11 protein-coding genes are annotated in these 16,531 nt (G+C 60.2%); 7 read left to right on the forward strand and 4 right to left on the reverse strand.

From position 1 onward, the window contains the following. Positions 1-4 precede the first annotated feature (4 nt). The 6 genes from ispG to G5533_RS01105 all read left to right on the forward strand — a co-directional run bounded on the left by ispG (position 5) and on the right by G5533_RS01105 (position 6,287). The gene (ispG, locus tag G5533_RS01080; RefSeq protein WP_005333801.1) at positions 5-1,120 is read left to right on the forward strand and encodes a flavodoxin-dependent (E)-4-hydroxy-3-methylbut-2-enyl-diphosphate synthase; all 1,116 of its coding nucleotides are present in this window, start codon (positions 5-7) and stop codon (positions 1,118-1,120) included. 138 nt (positions 1,121-1,258) lie between these two features. Next, positions 1,259-2,536, forward strand: a complete 1,278-nt coding sequence (gene hisS, locus G5533_RS01085) for a histidine--tRNA ligase (protein ID WP_033136069.1) — start codon at positions 1,259-1,261, stop codon at positions 2,534-2,536. Positions 2,537-2,539: 3 nt separating this feature from the next. Continuing rightward, entirely contained in the window at positions 2,540-3,190 is a 651-nt protein-coding gene (locus tag G5533_RS01090) for a YfgM family protein (protein ID WP_421254821.1), read from the forward strand. Further along, the gene (gene bamB, locus G5533_RS01095) at positions 3,183-4,367 is read left to right on the forward strand and encodes an outer membrane protein assembly factor BamB (protein WP_421254820.1); all 1,185 of its coding nucleotides are present in this window, start codon (positions 3,183-3,185) and stop codon (positions 4,365-4,367) included. The genes G5533_RS01090 and bamB overlap by 8 nt, the downstream gene beginning before the upstream one ends. A gap of 74 nt (positions 4,368-4,441) precedes the next feature. After that, positions 4,442-5,938, forward strand: coding sequence for a ribosome biogenesis GTPase Der (gene der / locus G5533_RS01100; RefSeq protein WP_043823902.1), 1,497 nt, complete (start codon positions 4,442-4,444; stop codon positions 5,936-5,938). Between the two features lie 124 nt (positions 5,939-6,062). After that, entirely contained in the window at positions 6,063-6,287 is a 225-nt protein-coding gene (locus tag G5533_RS01105) for a zinc ribbon domain-containing protein (protein WP_058057395.1), read from the forward strand. Positions 6,288-6,660: 373 nt separating this feature from the next. On the opposite strand, the gene mltF is transcribed toward G5533_RS01105, so the two are convergent. Beyond that, positions 6,661-8,145: a membrane-bound lytic murein transglycosylase MltF gene (gene mltF, locus G5533_RS01110; RefSeq protein WP_421208290.1), complete on the reverse strand. Its 1,485-nt coding sequence runs from the start codon at positions 8,143-8,145 to the stop codon at positions 6,661-6,663. A 149-nt stretch (positions 8,146-8,294) separates the two neighbouring features. Between mltF and purL the strand changes: the two genes are divergently transcribed. After that, on the forward strand, positions 8,295-12,218 hold the full coding sequence (gene purL / locus G5533_RS01115; RefSeq protein ID WP_421254819.1) for a phosphoribosylformylglycinamidine synthase: 3,924 nt from the start codon (positions 8,295-8,297) through the stop codon (positions 12,216-12,218). Between the two features lie 72 nt (positions 12,219-12,290). Here the strand turns inward: purL and G5533_RS01120 are convergent, their stop codons facing one another. Genes G5533_RS01120 through G5533_RS01130 form a run of 3 tightly spaced genes read right to left on the reverse strand, consistent with a single transcriptional unit; the run spans position 12,291 to position 16,406 of the window. After that, a complete protein-coding gene (locus G5533_RS01120; RefSeq protein ID WP_254203392.1) occupies positions 12,291-13,832 on the reverse strand; it encodes an HD domain-containing phosphohydrolase in 1,542 nt (513 codons plus the stop codon). 16 nt (positions 13,833-13,848) lie between these two features. Further along, the gene (locus tag G5533_RS01125; RefSeq protein ID WP_421254818.1) at positions 13,849-15,279 is read right to left on the reverse strand and encodes an HD domain-containing phosphohydrolase; all 1,431 of its coding nucleotides are present in this window, start codon (positions 15,277-15,279) and stop codon (positions 13,849-13,851) included. Positions 15,280-15,281: 2 nt separating this feature from the next. Then, positions 15,282-16,406: an FIST signal transduction protein gene (locus G5533_RS01130; protein ID WP_216962189.1), complete on the reverse strand. Its 1,125-nt coding sequence runs from the start codon at positions 16,404-16,406 to the stop codon at positions 15,282-15,284. Positions 16,407-16,531 lie beyond the last annotated feature (125 nt).

Consider the following 16,531-nt stretch of genomic DNA (forward strand, 5'->3'; position numbering starts at 1 on the left):
TCCCATGTCTTCTCACGAATCACCCATCATTCGTCGTAAATCCAGACAGATCATGGTTGGTAATGTACCGGTTGGGGGCGATGCCCCCATTACCGTGCAGACCATGACCAACACCAAGACCACAGATGTCGCCGCCACCATCGAGCAGATCCAGCGGATCGAGCGGGTCGGCGCCGATATCGTCCGTGTCTCCGTGCCCACCATGGAAGCGGCGGAAGCCTTCCGGCTGATCAAGCAGCAGACCCGCATCCCCATCGTTGCCGATATCCACTTCGACTATCGCATCGCCCTGAAAGTGGCCGAGTACGGTGCCGACTGCCTGCGTATCAACCCGGGCAACATCGGCAATGAGCAGCGGGTGCGCTCGGTGGTCGATTGCGCGCGCGACCTCAATATCCCGATCCGTATCGGGGTCAATGGCGGGTCGCTGGAGAAAGATATCCAGGAGAAGTACGGCGAGCCGACCCCAGAAGCGCTGGTAGAGTCCGCCATGCGTCACGTGGACTATCTCGATCGCCTCGATTTCCAGGATTTCAAGGTGAGCGTCAAGGCTTCCGATGTGTTCCTGGCAGTCGGTGCCTATCGCCTGCTGGCCAAGCAGATTGAACAGCCGCTGCACCTTGGCATCACCGAAGCGGGCGGTTTCCGTGCCGGTGCGGTGAAGTCTGCCATCGGTCTGGGTATGCTGCTTACCGACGGCATCGGCGATACCCTGCGTATCTCGCTGGCGGCGGATCCTGTGGAGGAGGTGAAGGTCGGTTTCGATATCCTCAAATCCCTCCGTATTCGCTCCCGTGGCATCAACTTTATCGCTTGCCCATCCTGCTCACGGCAGGAGTTCGATGTGATCGCTACCGTCAATGCACTGGAAGAGCGGCTCGAAGACATCATCACACCGATGGATGTTTCCATCATCGGCTGTGTGGTGAACGGCCCGGGTGAAGCGCTGGTCTCCGACCTTGGTCTGGCGGGTGCCGCCAACAAGAGTGCCTTCTATGAGGGGGGCCAGCGGGTCGATCGGCTCGACAACAAGGATCTCATTCCAACTCTGGAGCGCCGCATTCGCGCCCGCGCCGCCATGCTGGATCCCGCCAACCGGATCCCGATGGACAAGGAGTGAGCGAAACAGGGCCACATTGGGTGGCCCTTTTTCCAGGTGACTGATTTTAAATCCCGCATCCGGATTCCCTGATTTTACCTTGGGGGGGAAAATCCCTATAATGCGGCCAAATTTTACCTCTTTTTCTCGAGTATCAACGTGGCAAAACAGATCCAAGCTATTCGCGGTATGAATGATTGCCTGCCGGAGCAGAGCCCGGTATGGCAGAAGGTTGAACAGATCCTGCGCCAGGTCGTTGCCAGCTATGGCTACAGCGAAGTGCGCATGCCGATTGTCGAGCAGACTCATCTGTTCAAGCGCGCCATCGGTGAAGTGACCGACGTGGTCGAAAAAGAGATGTACACCTTTGAAGACCGTAACGGCGACAGCCTGAGTCTGCGTCCGGAAGGGACCGCCAGCTGCGTCCGTGCCGGTATCGAGCACGGTCTGCTCTATAACCAGGAACGCCGGATGTGGTACATGGGCCCCATGTTCCGTCACGAGCGTCCCCAGAAGGGCCGTTACCGCCAGTTCCATCAGTTCGGTGTCGAGCTGTTTGGCATCAACGGGCCGGACATTGACGCCGAGCTGATCATGCTGACCCACCGCCTGTGGCGTCTGTTTGGCATCAGCGAGCATGTCACCCTGCAGCTCAACACCCTGGGCCAGAGCGCCGAGCGTGCCGCTTACCGCGATGCGCTGGTGGCCTATCTGGAGCAGTACAAGGATCAGCTGGACGAAGAGAGCCAGCGCCGCATGTACAGCAACCCGCTGCGGGTACTCGACTCCAAGGATGAAAAGGTGCAGGCCATTTTGGTGGGTGCCCCGCGTCTGTTCGACCATCTGGGCGAAGAGAGCCTGGCCCACTTCGAGGGGCTCAAGCGCCTGCTCGAGTCTGCCGGTATCAAATACGAAGTGAACGAGCGTCTGGTGCGTGGTCTTGACTACTACAACCTGACCGTGTTCGAGTGGGTCACCAGCAGTCTGGGTGCCCAGGGCACCGTCTGTGCCGGTGGCCGCTACGATGGTCTGGTAGAGCAGCTGGGCGGTCAACCGACCCCGGCCGTGGGCTTTGCCATGGGCATGGAGCGTCTGGTGCTGATGCTGGAAACCCTCGAGCTCAACGCCGATATCCGCCCGGCGGTGGATGTTTATCTGGCGATGGTGGGCGAGGGGACCGAACAGGCTGGCTTCCAGCTGGCCGAGCGTCTGCGCGATGCCCTGCCGGACCTGCGCCTGATGAGCCACTGCGGTGGTGGCAACTTCAAGAAACAACTCAAACGCGCCGACAAGAGCGGCGCGGCAATCGCCCTGATCCTTGGTGAGACCGAGGTGCAAAACGGGGAGATCACTATCAAATATCTGCGTGGTCAGGCCGAGCAACAGACCGTCAAGGTTGACGCCGCCATTGCCCTGCTGGCAGCCAAAGGAGAGTAAGCTGTGGAAGTCTATACCACCGAAGAACAACAGGTTGAGGTTATCAAGGAGTGGTGGAAAGAGAACGGAACCTCGGTGATTGCCGGGACCGTGATCGGTCTGGTCGGTCTGTTTGGCTGGCGCTATTACAACCAGCACCAGCAAGAGACCATGGAGGCCTCCTCCCACTCTTACAACCAGGTGATTGAGCAGCTGGCCAAGGGCGATGCCGCCGGTTTCGAGCAGGCACTGCAGTTTGTCACCGCCAACAAGGGTGACTCCTACGGTGAACTGGCCGCGTTGCAACTGGCTGCCGCTGCCGTCAAGGCGGGCAAGCTGGATCTGGCTGCCGAGCAGCTGGAGCTGGTGGCGACCACGGGTGACGAGAGCATTCGTCCCATCGCGGCGCTGCGTCTGGCCCGTGTGCTGAATGATCAGGGCAAGGCAGATGAAGCACTGGCCAAGCTGGCGACCATCCAGAATGAGGCCTTCAAGGCGCAGGTAGCCGAAGCCCGTGGTGATGTGCTGCAAAAGCAGGGCAAGACCGAAGAGGCTCGTGATGCCTATCAGGCGGCGGCGGATGCCGGCGGCCTGCAGGGTAGCGCCGAGCTCAAGCTGAAAATGGACGATCTGGCCCTGCCGGCCATGACCACGGGTGAGGCACCGGATGCGTAATCTATTCAAGATGGTGGCGCTGGGGGCTGCGGTCTCCTTCGCTCTGCAGGGGTGCTCCCTGTTCAGTTCCGAAGAGGATCTCAACCCGATGGCGCCGCTGCCCAAGGTTGAATCTGCCTTCACAGCCGACACCGCATGGTCATCTAATGTGGGTGATGGCATCGGTGACTTCTACTCCCAGCTCAAGCCGGTGGTGGAAGAGGATCGCATCTACGCGGCGGCCCGCGACGGCGATGTCAGCGCCTTTGACCGTGCCAGTGGTGATCGCCTCTGGACCGTCGATCTGGCCGACCTGCCGGTCAACGCCGACAAGCGCAGCGCCCGCCTCTCCGGCGGCCTGGTTTCCCGTTACGGCAAGCTGTTCCTCGGCTCCGAGAACGGGGTGGTCTACGCCCTGAACGAAGAGAATGGCGAAGTGCTGTGGCAGACCAATGTGCCCGGCGAAGTGGTGGCAAGCCCCGCAGTGGAAGATGGCCGCGTGGTGGTGTTGACCACCTCCGGTCGCCTGATCGCCCTCGACACTGATGAAGGCAAGATGCAGTGGTCGCTCTCCGAAGAGCAGCCGCCGCTGACCCTGCGCAGTGCCGGTGCACCGGTGATCACCAACGGCGCCGTGATTTACGGTCGTGCCGATGGCAAGGTGGGCATCGCCCTGCTGAGCAACGGCCAGCCGGTGCGCCAGTCCAAGGTGGCTGATCCGCGCGGTGCCACCGAGCTGGACCGCATGGTTGACGTCGATGCCAGCCCGCTGATTGCCGGTGATGAGCTCTATGCCATCGCCTACAACGGTCAGCTGATGGCGCGCAAACTGATGACCGGCGATGAAGTGTGGAAGCGCAAGTATTCCGGCTATCGCGATCTGGCGATGACCGGTAATGCCATTGTGCTGACCGACAGCCGCAGCCACCTGTTTGCCGTGGACCGCCGCAACGGTCTGGAGCTGTGGTCCAATACCCAGCTGGAAAACCGCACCGTCACCGCACCTGTCATCTTCGGTGACTATGTGGTGGTAGGCGATGTGGAAGGATACCTGTATTGGCTTGATCGTACCGACGGTACCATCAAGGCGATGCAGCAGCTCGATAGCAGTGGTCTCTACGCCGCCCCGCTGGTGGATGGCGAGACCCTGTATGTGCAGAGCCGTGACGGCAAGTTGTACGCCCTCAAGCGTCCTTGATCGTCCGATAATGTGAATATCCGGCTCCTGGTCTTCGGACCCGGAGCCTTTGTCGTCTTGAGAATGAGGCTTTTATGACTCCTGTAGTAGCCCTGGTGGGCCGCCCCAACGTGGGGAAATCCACCCTGTTTAACCGCTTGACCCGTACTCGGGATGCCCTGGTTGCCGATTTTCCCGGTCTGACCCGGGACCGTAAATACGGTCAGGCGAAGTTGGGCGAGCTGGAATTTATCGTGGTCGATACCGGCGGTATCGATGGCACCGAAGAGGGGATCGAGCTGAAGATGGCCGAGCAATCCCTGCTGGCCATCGAAGAAGCGGACGTCGTGCTGTTCATGGTGGATGCCCGTGCCGGTCTGACCGCGGCGGATCAAGCCATCGCCGAGCACTTGCGCAAGGCCCACAAGAAGGTATTTCTGGTGGCCAACAAGACCGACGGTATCGACGGTGATTCCGCGGTCTCCGAGTTCTACGGTCTGGCGCTGGGCGAGGTCTACCAGATCGCGGCCGCCCACGGTCGTGGCGTGCTGAGCCTGCTGGAACTGGCCCTGGCTCCCCATCTGGAGACCCTGGTCGACGCCGCTACCGATGAAGATGCGCAGGATGAGGAAGAGGAGGACTTCGACGAAGAAGCCCTGCTGCGCATGGTGGCTGCCGGTGAACTCGATACCAAAGAGGACACCAAGGAGACCCCGTTTGCCGACCTGCCCATCAAGTTCGCCATCGTTGGTCGTCCCAACGTCGGTAAATCTACCCTGACCAACCGTATGCTGGGTGAAGATCGGGTCATCGTCTATGACATGCCCGGCACCACCCGTGACTCCGTTTACATTCCGATGGAGCGTGACGAGCAGAAGTATGTGGTTATCGACACCGCCGGTGTGCGTCGTCGTGGCAAGGTGCACGAGACGGTGGAGAAGTTCTCCGTCATCAAGACCCTGAAAGCTATCGAAGATGCCAACGTCTGCCTGCTGGTGATCGACGCCCAGGAGACCATCACCGATCAGGACTTGAGCATCCTTGGCTATGTGCTCCACGCCGGTCGCTCCGTGGTGCTGGTGGTGAACAAGTGGGATGGTCTGGATCAGAAGGTGAAAGAGGATGTGAAGAACGAGCTGGATCGTCGCTTGGGCTTCATCGACTTCGCTCGCGTCCACTTCATCTCCGCCCTGCACGGCAGCGGTGTCGGCCATCTGTTTGAATCCATTCAGGAGGCTTACCAGTCCGCCACCCGTCGTACCAGCACGGCCATGCTGACCCGCATCATGCAGATGGCGCAGGAAGATCACCAGCCGCCGATGGTCAATGGTCGCCGCGTCAAGCTCAAGTATGCTCACGCCGGTGGCTACAACCCGCCGCGCATCGTGATCCACGGCAACCAGCTGAACGACTTGCCGGACTCCTACAAGCGGTATCTGATCAACTACTTCCGCAAGTCCCTCAAGATCATGGGCTCGCCGATCCGGGTCGAGTTCCAGGAGTCGGTCAACCCGTTTGAAGGGAAGAAGAACACCATGACCCTGAGTCAGGAACGTCAGCGCAAACGCCTGCTGAAGATGAAGAAGAAATAAGCCCTTGCGGCTGCCCTCACCGGCAGCCGCTTTGTTATCCTCGCCATGTTAAGGTGAGGAATAAGGGGAGGGGGATCTGCCATGGAACAAGACCATGGCAGATCCACTTTTCGAGGAGTTGATTATGGAAGTCCTGCTTTGTCCATCATGCCAGGCTGAACTGGATACCCGCAGCAAGGAGCAAACCTGTGGCCAGTGTCAGGTCAATGTCCGCGTCACGGCCATCTGCCCCACCTGCCAGCAGGAGCTGGAGCGTCTCAAGGCGTGCGGCGCGGTGGATTACTTCTGCAACCACTGCAACTCGCTGATCTCCAAGCGGTCGGTACAGTTCAAGGCGGCACTGGTGTAAGACAGTATTCAGGTGAGAAAGAAGATAAAAAAACCCGGCGAATGCCGGGTTTATGCTGTGTGCTCTGCAATAAGCAGGGTATAGGATCGATTTCTGCGCCACAGGTTGCGCTTGATGTCATTAAGCTTGAGTTTGCGTCTGGGGCTCCAGCTGCACTTCGCTTTTCTGACCAGACTGATTTTTCTACGTTTTTGCATCTTGGTCTCCTCCCAACTCAGGTGGCCATCCCGGCCTTGGGTCATTGATGGAGCCCATCCGAAATTGCTGTTATTTAATCTCTCAACATAATGAAAACAATGCGATTTCGGATAGGCTCCGATGTGAATCGATGGTAACAGAGAAGTTTGCGTGAAAACAGCCGAATAATGGCTGGTTAGCGCATGGTGATCTGATTGACCACTTCGGCGATGGCGGTGGGGCGCTCGGCCAGCTCGGGCTCGCTGTCGTTGTCGAGACTCTCCCGCTGATGTGCCTTCTGCTGCTCGTTGTCGAGCCAGAGCAGACTCTGGTAATACTGCCGCACGTTGTTGACATAGTTGCGCGCCTCGCTGCCACGGGCATAGCCGTAACGTACCTTGCGGTGCCAGCGCGCCTGTTGCAGCAGCGGCAGCACCTCTTTCACGTCGCTCCAGGCGTCGGGATTCTTGCCGAGCTCTTTAGTCAGGCGGCGGGCGTCCATCATGTGGCCGTAACCTATGTTGTAGGCGGTGAGGGCAAACCACACCTTCTCGTCATCGGGCACCGAATCCGGCACCTTCTCCATCATCTGTTGCAGATAGAGGGAGCCACCTTTGATGCTCTCTTCCGGATGAAGCCGGTCGTTGACTCCCATCGCCTTGGCGGTGGGCTCGGTCAGCATCATCATGCCGCGCACGCCGGTGTAGGAGCGGGCCTGCGGGTCCCAGTGGGACTCCTGATAGCTGATGGCGGCGAGCAGACGCCAGTCGATATTCTTGGCGTGAGTCTGGAACAGCGGCTGGTACTTGGGCAGCAGACTCTTGGCGCGCTTGAGGAAGGTGCGGGTATCGACAAAGTCGAAGTTCTGCACGTGGCCGAAGTACTTCTCGTCCAGCTTTGCGATGGCACCATCCATAAATCGCTGACCGAAAAAGTCGATGACGCTGGCGTAGAGGCTGTCATCGGGCAGCTTGCTCATGGCCCAGGCAACAGTCTGCTTCTGGGCCAGGGTCAGCCCCTCGGTGAGCTCGGGGTAGTAGCGCTGACTGCGTGCCAGTACGGTATCCTGCACCACCGTGTAGTCAATCTTGCCATCCACCACCTGCTTGAGCAGCTCCTCCACATCGGCGTTGTGGCTGGTGCTCCAGGCTAGTTTCGGATTCTCTTTGCTCATCTCTTTGAGTAGGTCTTCCCCGGTGGAGCCTGCGGCCACCATCAGCTTGCCTTTTATGTCGTTCAACGAGGCCGGCTTGGGCTTGCCGTTACGGTAGACCAGCTTGGGGGAGACCTGGTAGAAGCCCGGACCGAAGCGAAACAGCTCGCGACGTTCCGGTGTGACCATGATGGCGGCTGCCGCCAGATCGACTTTGCCCTTTTTCAGCAGTGTAACCAGTTCGTCAGTGGTGTTGACCGGGATGATGGTGAGTGTCACCCCCAGCCAGTCGGCATAATTTTGTGCCAGCTCGTAATCGAACCCCTGGGCGAGGTCGTCACGCTGGTAATAAGAGGTGGGACCATAGATGGTGCCAACCCGGATCTCGCCTCGCTGGCGGATCTGCTCCAGCTGGCTGGAGGGGCTATAGAAGTCGCAGCCAACCAGCGTCAGCGTCAACAACAGCCCGATAAACAGTCGAAAAATGCAGCGCAAGTAGGTGAGTACCTTTGTTGAAAAAATCGGCATTTGTCAAAAAAGAGGCACCTTTATACCAGAGAGTGTGCGCAGAGTCACACTGCTCGAAGTGAGAAAAACGTTTGTCCGCTGTGAGCCAGATCCCTATAATACGCGCGTCTCAATTCCCCCCCACTTTAAAACTTGGTGAGAAAGGTCATATGGATATCTTGCGTGGTGCCCCAGCACTGTCTGATTTTCGTGTCCAAAAACTGCTGCAACGCTTCGCACAGATGAGAAACGAGAGTGGAGTAGAGAGCGGAGTAGAGATAGAGGATGTCTATGCCGAGTATGTGCACTTTGCCGAGCTGACAAGCCCCCTCTCTCCCCCCGAGCGAGCGACCTTGGGCCAGCTCTTGCGCTACGGCCCGACCATCCCCGAACACACCCCCAGCGGTCAGCTGTTTCTTGTTACCCCCCGCCCCGGCACTATTTCCCCCTGGTCTTCCAAAGCAACCGACATCGCCCACAACTGCGGCCTGAAACAGGTCAAGCGGCTGGAGCGTGGTATTGCCTATTACCTGACCATCAAGGGGCAGGGTGAGCTGAGTGCCGCCCAGCGTAGCGCCATTGCCGCTGTGCTCCATGATCGGATGATGGAAGTGGTGTTTGCCGAGATGAGCGAAGCTGCCGCCCTGTTTGCTCACCACGAGCCGCGCCCCTTCACCCAGGTGGATGTGCTGGGCGGTGGTCGCGCAGCCCTGGCCGAAGCCAACGTGGCGCTCGGTCTGGCGCTGGCCGACGACGAAATCGACTATCTGGTGGAGAACTTCACCAAGTTGGGTCGCAACCCCAACGACATCGAGCTCTACATGTTCGCCCAGGCGAACTCCGAGCACTGCCGTCACAAGATCTTCAATGCCGACTGGACCATCGATGGCGAGCAGCAGCCCAAGTCGCTATTCAAAATGATCAAGAACACCTTCGAGCAGACGCCGGATCATGTCCTCTCTGCCTATAAAGACAACGCCGCCGTGATGGAAGGGAGCCAGGGTGGCCGCTTCTTCCCGAGCCCGGCCAACGGCGAATACCAGTATCACCAGGAACAGGTTGACATCCTGATGAAGGTGGAGACCCACAACCACCCGACCGCCATCTCCCCGTTCCCGGGCGCAGCTACCGGCTCCGGCGGCGAGATCCGCGACGAGGGTGCAACCGGTCGCGGTGCCAAGCCCAAGGCGGGTCTGGTCGGTTTCTCCGTCTCCAACCTGCGCATTCCCGGCTTCGAGCAGCCCTGGGAGCAGGATTTCGGCAAGCCGAGCCGCATCGTCAGCGCCTTCGACATCATGCAGGAGGGGCCGCTCGGCGGCGCCGCGTTTAACAACGAGTTCGGCCGTCCGGCCATTCTCGGCTACTTCCGTACCTTCGAAGAGGAGGTGCCGAGCCACAACGGCGTCGAGGTGCGTGGCTACCACAAGCCCATCATGCTGGCAGGCGGCATCGGCAACATCCGCACCGAACATGTCCAGAAAGGGGAGATCCCGGTCGGCGCGGCGCTGATCGTGCTGGGCGGCCCGGCGATGAACATCGGTCTGGGCGGTGGTGCCGCATCCTCCATGGCCTCCGGCCAGTCGGCCGAAGATCTCGACTTTGCCTCGGTGCAGCGTGATAACCCAGAGATGGAGCGCCGTTGCCAGGAGGTGATCGATCGCTGCTGGCAGCTGGGTGACGACAACCCTATCGTCTTTATCCACGACGTGGGCGCCGGTGGTCTCTCCAACGCCATGCCGGAGCTGGTCAACGACGGTGAGCGCGGTGGTCGTTTCGATTTGCGCGCCATCCAGAGCGACGAGCCGGGCATGAGCCCGCTAGAGATCTGGTGCAACGAATCCCAGGAGCGTTACGTGCTGGCGGTAGCGCAGGACAAGCTGCCGCTGTTCAAGGTGCTGTGCGAGCGCGAGCGCGCCCCCTATGCCGTGATCGGCACCGCGACCGAAGAGAAGCATCTGACCCTCTCTGATAGCCACTTTGACAACCAGCCCATCGATCTGCCGCTGGACGTGCTGCTCGGCAAGGCGCCCAAGATGCACCGCGACGTGGTGACCCTGCCTGCACAGGGTAAAGCGCTCCAGCTCGATGGCATCACTTTGAGTGACGCGGCCGAGCGGGTTCTGCGTCTGCCGACCGTGGCGGAGAAGTCCTTCCTTATCACCATCGGCGATCGCAGCGTGACTGGCTTGGTCAATCGCGACCAGATGGTTGGCCCCTGGCAGATCCCGGTGGCCGATTGCGCCGTCACCGCTGCCACCTATGACAGCTATCACGGCGAAGCCATGTCCATGGGCGAGCGCACTCCGGTGGCGCTGCTCTCCCACGCCGCCTCCGCTCGCATGGCGGTGGCGGAAGCGCTCACCAACCTGGCGCCGGCTCATATCGGGTCGCTGAAGCGGGTCAAGCTCTCCGCCAACTGGATGGCCGCCGCTGGTCACCCGGGTGAAGATGCCGGTCTCTATGAGGCGGTCAAAGCGGTAGGTGAGGAGCTCTGTCCGGCCCTTGGCATCACCATTCCGGTGGGCAAGGACTCCATGTCCATGAAGACCCGCTGGCAGCAGGATGGCAAGGAGCACAGCGTCACCTCGCCGCTCTCCCTGCTCATCTCCGCCTTTGCCCGGGTCGAGGATGTGCGCAACACCGTCACGCCACAGCTGCGTACCGATCTCGGTGAAACCGACCTTATCCTCGTCGACCTTGGCAATGGCAAGCAGCGCCTCGGCGCCTCGGCACTGGCGCAGGTCTATCGCCAGCTGGGTGACAAGGCGCCGGATCTCGACAATCCGGTCCAGCTCAAAGGCTTCTTCAACGCCATTCAGGCACTGGTGGCTGATCGCAAACTGATCGCCTATCACGACCGCTCCGACGGCGGCCTGTTCGTCACCCTGACCGAGATGGCGTTTGCCGGTCACTGCGGCCTCGACATCCAGCTTGATCGCATCGGTGGCGAGCTGCTGCAGGCGCTGTTCAATGAAGAGCTGGGCGCCGTCATCCAGGTGCGTCGTGAAGACAAAGAGACTGTGATGACCCTGCTGGCCGGTCACGGCCTGGCGGCTTGCTCCCATGTGCTCGGTACCGTGCGCGAAGGGGATCTCATCACCCTGCAGCGGAGCGGTCAGGAGGTCTATCGCGCCAGCCGCACCGCCCTTCGCACCATCTGGGGCGAGACCAGCTGGCAGATGCAGCGCCTGCGCGACAACCCCGAGTGCGCAGATCAGGAGCACGCGGCCCGTCAGGACGCCACCGATCCGGGCTTGCAGGCCAAGCTCAGCTTCAACCCGGCCGAAGATGTGGCCGCACCTTACATTGCCCGTGGGGTCTCCCCCCGTCTGGCCGTGCTGCGCGAGCAGGGTGTCAACTCCCATGTGGAGATGGCGGCGGCGTTCGATCGTGCCGGTTTCGCGGCGGTCGATGTCCATATGAGCGACATTCTTTCCGGTCGCATCAAGCTGGAGGAGTTCCAGACCCTGGTGGCCTGTGGCGGCTTCTCCTACGGTGACGTGCTGGGGGCGGGCGAAGGCTGGGCCAAGTCCATCCTGTTCAACGACAACGCCCGCGAGCAGTTCCAGCGCTTCTTCGAACGCGGCGATACCTTGTCGCTGGGCGTCTGCAACGGTTGCCAGATGATGTCCAACCTGCGGGATCTCATCCCGGGTGCCAATCTCTGGCCGCGCTTTGTGCGCAACCGCTCCGAGCGCTTCGAGGCGCGCTTCAGCCTGGTGGAAGTGCAGGAGTCCCCGTCCGCCTTCTTCGCCGGCATGGCAGGCTCGGTGATGCCCATTGCCGTCTCCCACGGGGAAGGGCGTGTCGAGGTGCGCGATGCCGCTCACCTGAGCGCACTGCAGCAGAGCGGTCTGGTAGGGCTGCGTTTTGTCGACAACCGTGGTAGCGTGACCGAGCAGTACCCGGCCAACCCGAATGGCTCGCCGGATGGTATCACCGCCGTGACCACCACCGATGGACGCGCCACCATCATGATGCCGCACCCGGAGCGGGTGTTCCGCACCGTGGCCAACTCCTGGCACCCCGACAACTGGGGCGAGGACGGCGCCTGGATGCGGATGTTCCGCAACGCCCGGGTTCGTCTGGGTTAATCGCGACTGCGCCAGCGCATAAAAACAGAAACCGGCCAAATTTGGCCGGTTTTTCAATATGGGCTCTGTCGATCAGGTTTGGCCGTGGCCAAGTTCATGAGGGGTAAACTCTCCCCGATCCAGAATACGCAGACAGGCATCGACCACGGCTTCATCCAGCTGGACTCCCCGCATGGCCATGATATGGGTTCGGGCCTGCGCAATCCCCAGGGCAGCACGGTAGGGACGATCCGATGACATGGACTCCACTATATCGGCGACCGTGAGAATGCGCGCTTCCAGCAGGATCTGCTCGCCTTTTAACCCTGATGGATAGCCGGAACCGTCGAGATACTCGTGGTGCTGGTGGATCATCCGGGCTATGGGCCAGGGCAGGGCGATATCCTTGAGCACCAGATAACCCGCTGTCGGATGCTCCTTGACCAGATTGAACTCCTGGGGGGTCAGTTTGCCCGGTTTGGTGAGGATCTCGACAGGGACCTGGATTTTGCCGATATCGTGCACCATGGCGCCCAGATAGAGACCGCGTAGCGGTTTATCACCCAACCCCAGTTCTCGGCCGATGGCCAGCGCCAGGGTAGCGACATGCTTCTGGTGTCCGGCGGTGTAGGGATCGCGTTGTTCCAGCACGGCAGCGATGGCTCCCAGCGCATCCTCTAGGGCCAGCTCCAGTTGGCGGGCATGCATGGCTTTTTCACGCTGGGCGGCAAGATAGGCCTGCTGGGTTCGACGTGCCTGCAGGCCATAGGTCAGGTAGTCGGCCAGTCCGTTGAAGAGATGCACCTCCTCATCGGTGAAGGCTCTGGCCTGCGTGCTGTGAATAAGCAGTCCGCCTGGCACAGTGGCTTGCCACTGCAATGGCAGCAGCAGCCGTCCCCTCAAGGTGGCGGAGTGGTGGACCAGTTCGGTGCCAAGTGCTTCGTTGCGCATCTCTCCTGAACTGATTGCACTGATCAGGGCTGCGTCCCGGGTGAGCCAGTTATCGCTGGCAAACCAGACGGCCTGACCTGCCTGCGCCAGGATCTGTACTCTGTTCTGATCAGCGGTCTGCAGTACGGTCACCAGGGGAAAACGGCCATCGAAAGTGATGGCATCACAGATCTCCTGCAGTAGTGTCTGTTCATCCCCCTGCTTGAGCATGGCATGGTGGGCGCGGGTTATTGCTTCCAGCGTCCAGGTATATTGCTGGAGACGCTCCTGCTGCTGTTTCTGGTCGGTGATATCTTCGAAAAAGACAGCGACACCGATCACCTTGCCCAGCTCATCGTACAGGGGAAACTTGGTGGTACTGAGCCAGCGGTCTTCACCCCCTTTCAGATAGGGTTCTTCGTGATGCCGGGTTGTGCCGCTGGCCATGACCTGGAGATCGTCATCCCGGTAGCGTTGGGCCAGCTCGGCCGGGAAAAAATCGGCATCGCACTTGCCAACCAGTTCGGCCGGGGTGAGGGCCAGATCGTCGGCCAGCAGTCGGTTGCAGGCGATGAAGTGTGAACGGGTATCTTTCAACAGGACGCGATAGGGCAGCTGTTCCATCACCTGATGGAGCAGGGCTGCGGTGGGGTGAGAGCTGACGCCCGGTGGCTGAATGGATGGCGGTAGATCTTTTAACATCATCTTGGTGCAACCAGAGTCAGGTGGTAGTAAAGCGGTAGCCCGCTTGCCAGACGGCGAAACAGGCATCGACCACCTGTTCGTCGTAATGCACACCGGCATAGCGCGTCAGCTCGGCGAACGCATCGGTGAGAGAGAGGGCGCGCCGGAACGGACGGTGGGCCGTCATGGCGGCCAGGGAGTCGGCGACCCGTATAATCCTCGCCTCCAGCGAGATCGCATCCCCCTGTAGCCCTTGTGGGTAGCCGCTACCATCGAGATTTTCATGGTGCTGCATCACTATGGTGGTGATGGGCCAGGGGAAGTCAATCTGTTGCAGGATCTCGCGGCCAGTGTCCGGATGCTGTTTGATCAGTTCGAACTCAACCGGCCTCAGTTCCCGCGGGCGTGTGAGGATCTCCGCCGGGATCTGCAGCAGGCCGATGTTATGCACCATGGCCGCAAGACCCAATCCATCCAGCTGCTCTTGCGGCAGTTGCAGCTGTTGACCTATAGCCAGCGCGAGATCATGCACGCGCCGTTCGTGTCCTGCCGTGACCGGATCTTTGTGGGCAATCGCGGAGGAGAGGGCCGCGATGGTCTGAAACAGCAGGGTGCGCTGGCGCTGCTCGCTTTCCTTGATATGGGTGATGTCGACCAGTGCCCCTATGATTCCGGCCACCTCGCCCTGATGGTCATAGAAGAGATCCTTGAAGTTGAACACCTGGTAGCGGTGGCCGCTGCGATCAAACAGCGTGTGTTCAAAATATTGCGGCTGCCTGCTGCGCAGCACCTCCATGTCCCTTTGGGTATATTCGTCCGCCATCTCCGGGGGCAGGATTTCGTCCACCCGCTTCCCCTGCAGCTCGGCCTTGCTGATCCCGGTGACCTGGGTAAAGGCCGGGTTGCAGCTGAGAAAGCGCCCTTCGACATCCTTGTAGAACACCGGGATGGGAATGGCCTTGAGCAGGGATTCGTTGAGGCGCTGCATGTCGACCAGCTCGGCCTGCTGGCGCCTGGCGAGCTGTTCGCTGTCCTTGCACAACTGGATGGCGCGCGCCAGATTACCGAGCACCGGGCTGAACAGATGGCAGACCGGCACTGTGTGCTGCTGGGGTTGGGGGGCCAGCAGCAAGATGAGATATCCCCCGTCAACCCTAAGCCGATAGGCAAAGTGGTACGGTCGGCCACCGGGGAGAGGCAAGGTCGTTTGCAGCGCACATTGGTCACCTTCAACAATCCAGGCAGGCAAGGAGAGCAGCGAGCCACTGTGCCGGGATAGCTGATCATCACCAATGACCTTGAGCAGCTCATATCCTTCCCGTTGCTGCTGCAATACCACACCAACCGGTGTGGCACAGTGAAACATAAAGCGCTGCAACACTTTGGTGAGCAGGGCATCGAGTGTGACCTCCCGACCGATGCAGAGGGCGAGATCGCAGACAATGGCCATGGCGTGATCGTTATTCATTGCTAACCCTCGCTGAGACAGAGGATGGCACCGTTGTGAAAGAGCGGGTAATCCCCCGGCCTTACACTTCCTATCTCGCCAAGAGAGAGGGCCCCGACCAGCTCGTGGGCTCCGCTGTGGCTAAAGAGGGTCTCCAGCTCCAGGGTGCTCTGTTCGCCGAAGTGCTGCTGACGGCCGGCGCAGTAATAGATCTCGAGGCGCTCGGGTGTACCGTGCCGGCCGAGCTTTTCGGCCAGTTCGACAGCGTGCTCTGTGGGGCTTTCCGGGGCTTTCAGCAGTGTGAGAATACTGTGGTCAGGCACCTCTCCGACGCAGAGCAGGGCACCGTCGTCGGTAACGGCGACCGGGATCCGCACGATCACATCGCCATTGGCTCGCAGCAACCCCAAGGGCAAATGTACACCGTACCGATAGAACTGCTCTGGTGTGAGGTTTTGCTGGAACTGTTGCCGGATCAGGGATTGATAGCGGCTAAAAGCCGGCTCCCAGTCGATAAAGGAGATCTTGTTGCCTTCACTGCTGGTGGCGAGCATGGGCTGGGCAGTGAGTTGATAGCCGTGCTCCAGCAAGGGGGGACTGTGGGGGGAGAGCAGTGCACAGCTGACCCCATGCCCCAGCAATCTCTGGGTGTCAAACAGGCAGGGCATGGCTGTGAACTGGCCGCTACCTGCATTGACACCCGCATAGTTGACCCTGTCCGCCAGCCTTAGATAGATCCCCTCGAGCAGGGTTGCAATATTGGGGAGCATGGCGTCAAAGGTGAGAAAGAGGGTGGGAACCTTCTCGGTGTCCGGCCATTCTGCCAGTCGGGACGCCAACTGCTCGCAGATGATATCGGCCAGTGTATCGGCACTGGCTGTAGGGGAGAGCGAGAGCAGCAGAGGATTGTGGGATGCTGGTCGGGGCAACAGCCAAGCCCCCCTTTCGTGGAAACCGTGCCGACTGACAAGGCGTGGAAAGATGGCGCCGCAGAGTTGAATGTTGAGGCGCTGACACTGCTGCTGCAGATCGGCAACGCGTGCGGCATCCCGCTCGGCTAGCAACACATCGAGTCGTTGCCCCTCATAGGGAAGCAATGCATCGGCCAGTGGATGCGCATCAAATTGATGAAAAGTAGGCTGCATCATCGCTCGGAACTCCATTCCTGCCAGTCATCAATATATCAGCAAGGGGGTTGGATGAATACCGGACGAGACCAACGGCTGCACGGGGTGTGAGATGCCAACACAAAAGGGTCTCTGCCAGCAGGCAA

The organism is Aeromonas sp. A600620, assembly GCF_029479985.1.
GTDB lineage: Bacteria > Pseudomonadota > Gammaproteobacteria > Enterobacterales > Aeromonadaceae > Aeromonas > Aeromonas veronii_A.

Excerpts from the sequence above, each read along its gene's own strand:
- G5533_RS01105 (WP_058057395.1), top strand. The coding sequence starts at position 6,063 with ATGGAAGTCCTGCTTTGTCCATCATGCCAGGCTGAACTGGATACCCGC.
- purL (WP_421254819.1), top strand. The coding sequence starts at position 8,295 with ATGGATATCTTGCGTGGTGCCCCAGCACTGTCTGATTTTCGTGTCCAA.
- mltF (WP_421208290.1), bottom strand. The coding sequence starts at position 8,145 with ATGCCGATTTTTTCAACAAAGGTACTCACCTACTTGCGCTGCATTTTT.
- G5533_RS01125 (WP_421254818.1), bottom strand. The coding sequence starts at position 15,279 with ATGAATAACGATCACGCCATGGCCATTGTCTGCGATCTCGCCCTCTGC.
- G5533_RS01120 (WP_254203392.1), bottom strand. The coding sequence starts at position 13,832 with ATGATGTTAAAAGATCTACCGCCATCCATTCAGCCACCGGGCGTCAGC.
- bamB (WP_421254820.1), top strand. The coding sequence starts at position 3,183 with ATGCGTAATCTATTCAAGATGGTGGCGCTGGGGGCTGCGGTCTCCTTC.
- G5533_RS01130 (WP_216962189.1), bottom strand. The coding sequence starts at position 16,406 with ATGATGCAGCCTACTTTTCATCAATTTGATGCGCATCCACTGGCCGAT.
- der (WP_043823902.1), top strand. The coding sequence starts at position 4,442 with ATGACTCCTGTAGTAGCCCTGGTGGGCCGCCCCAACGTGGGGAAATCC.
- ispG (WP_005333801.1), top strand. The coding sequence starts at position 5 with ATGTCTTCTCACGAATCACCCATCATTCGTCGTAAATCCAGACAGATC.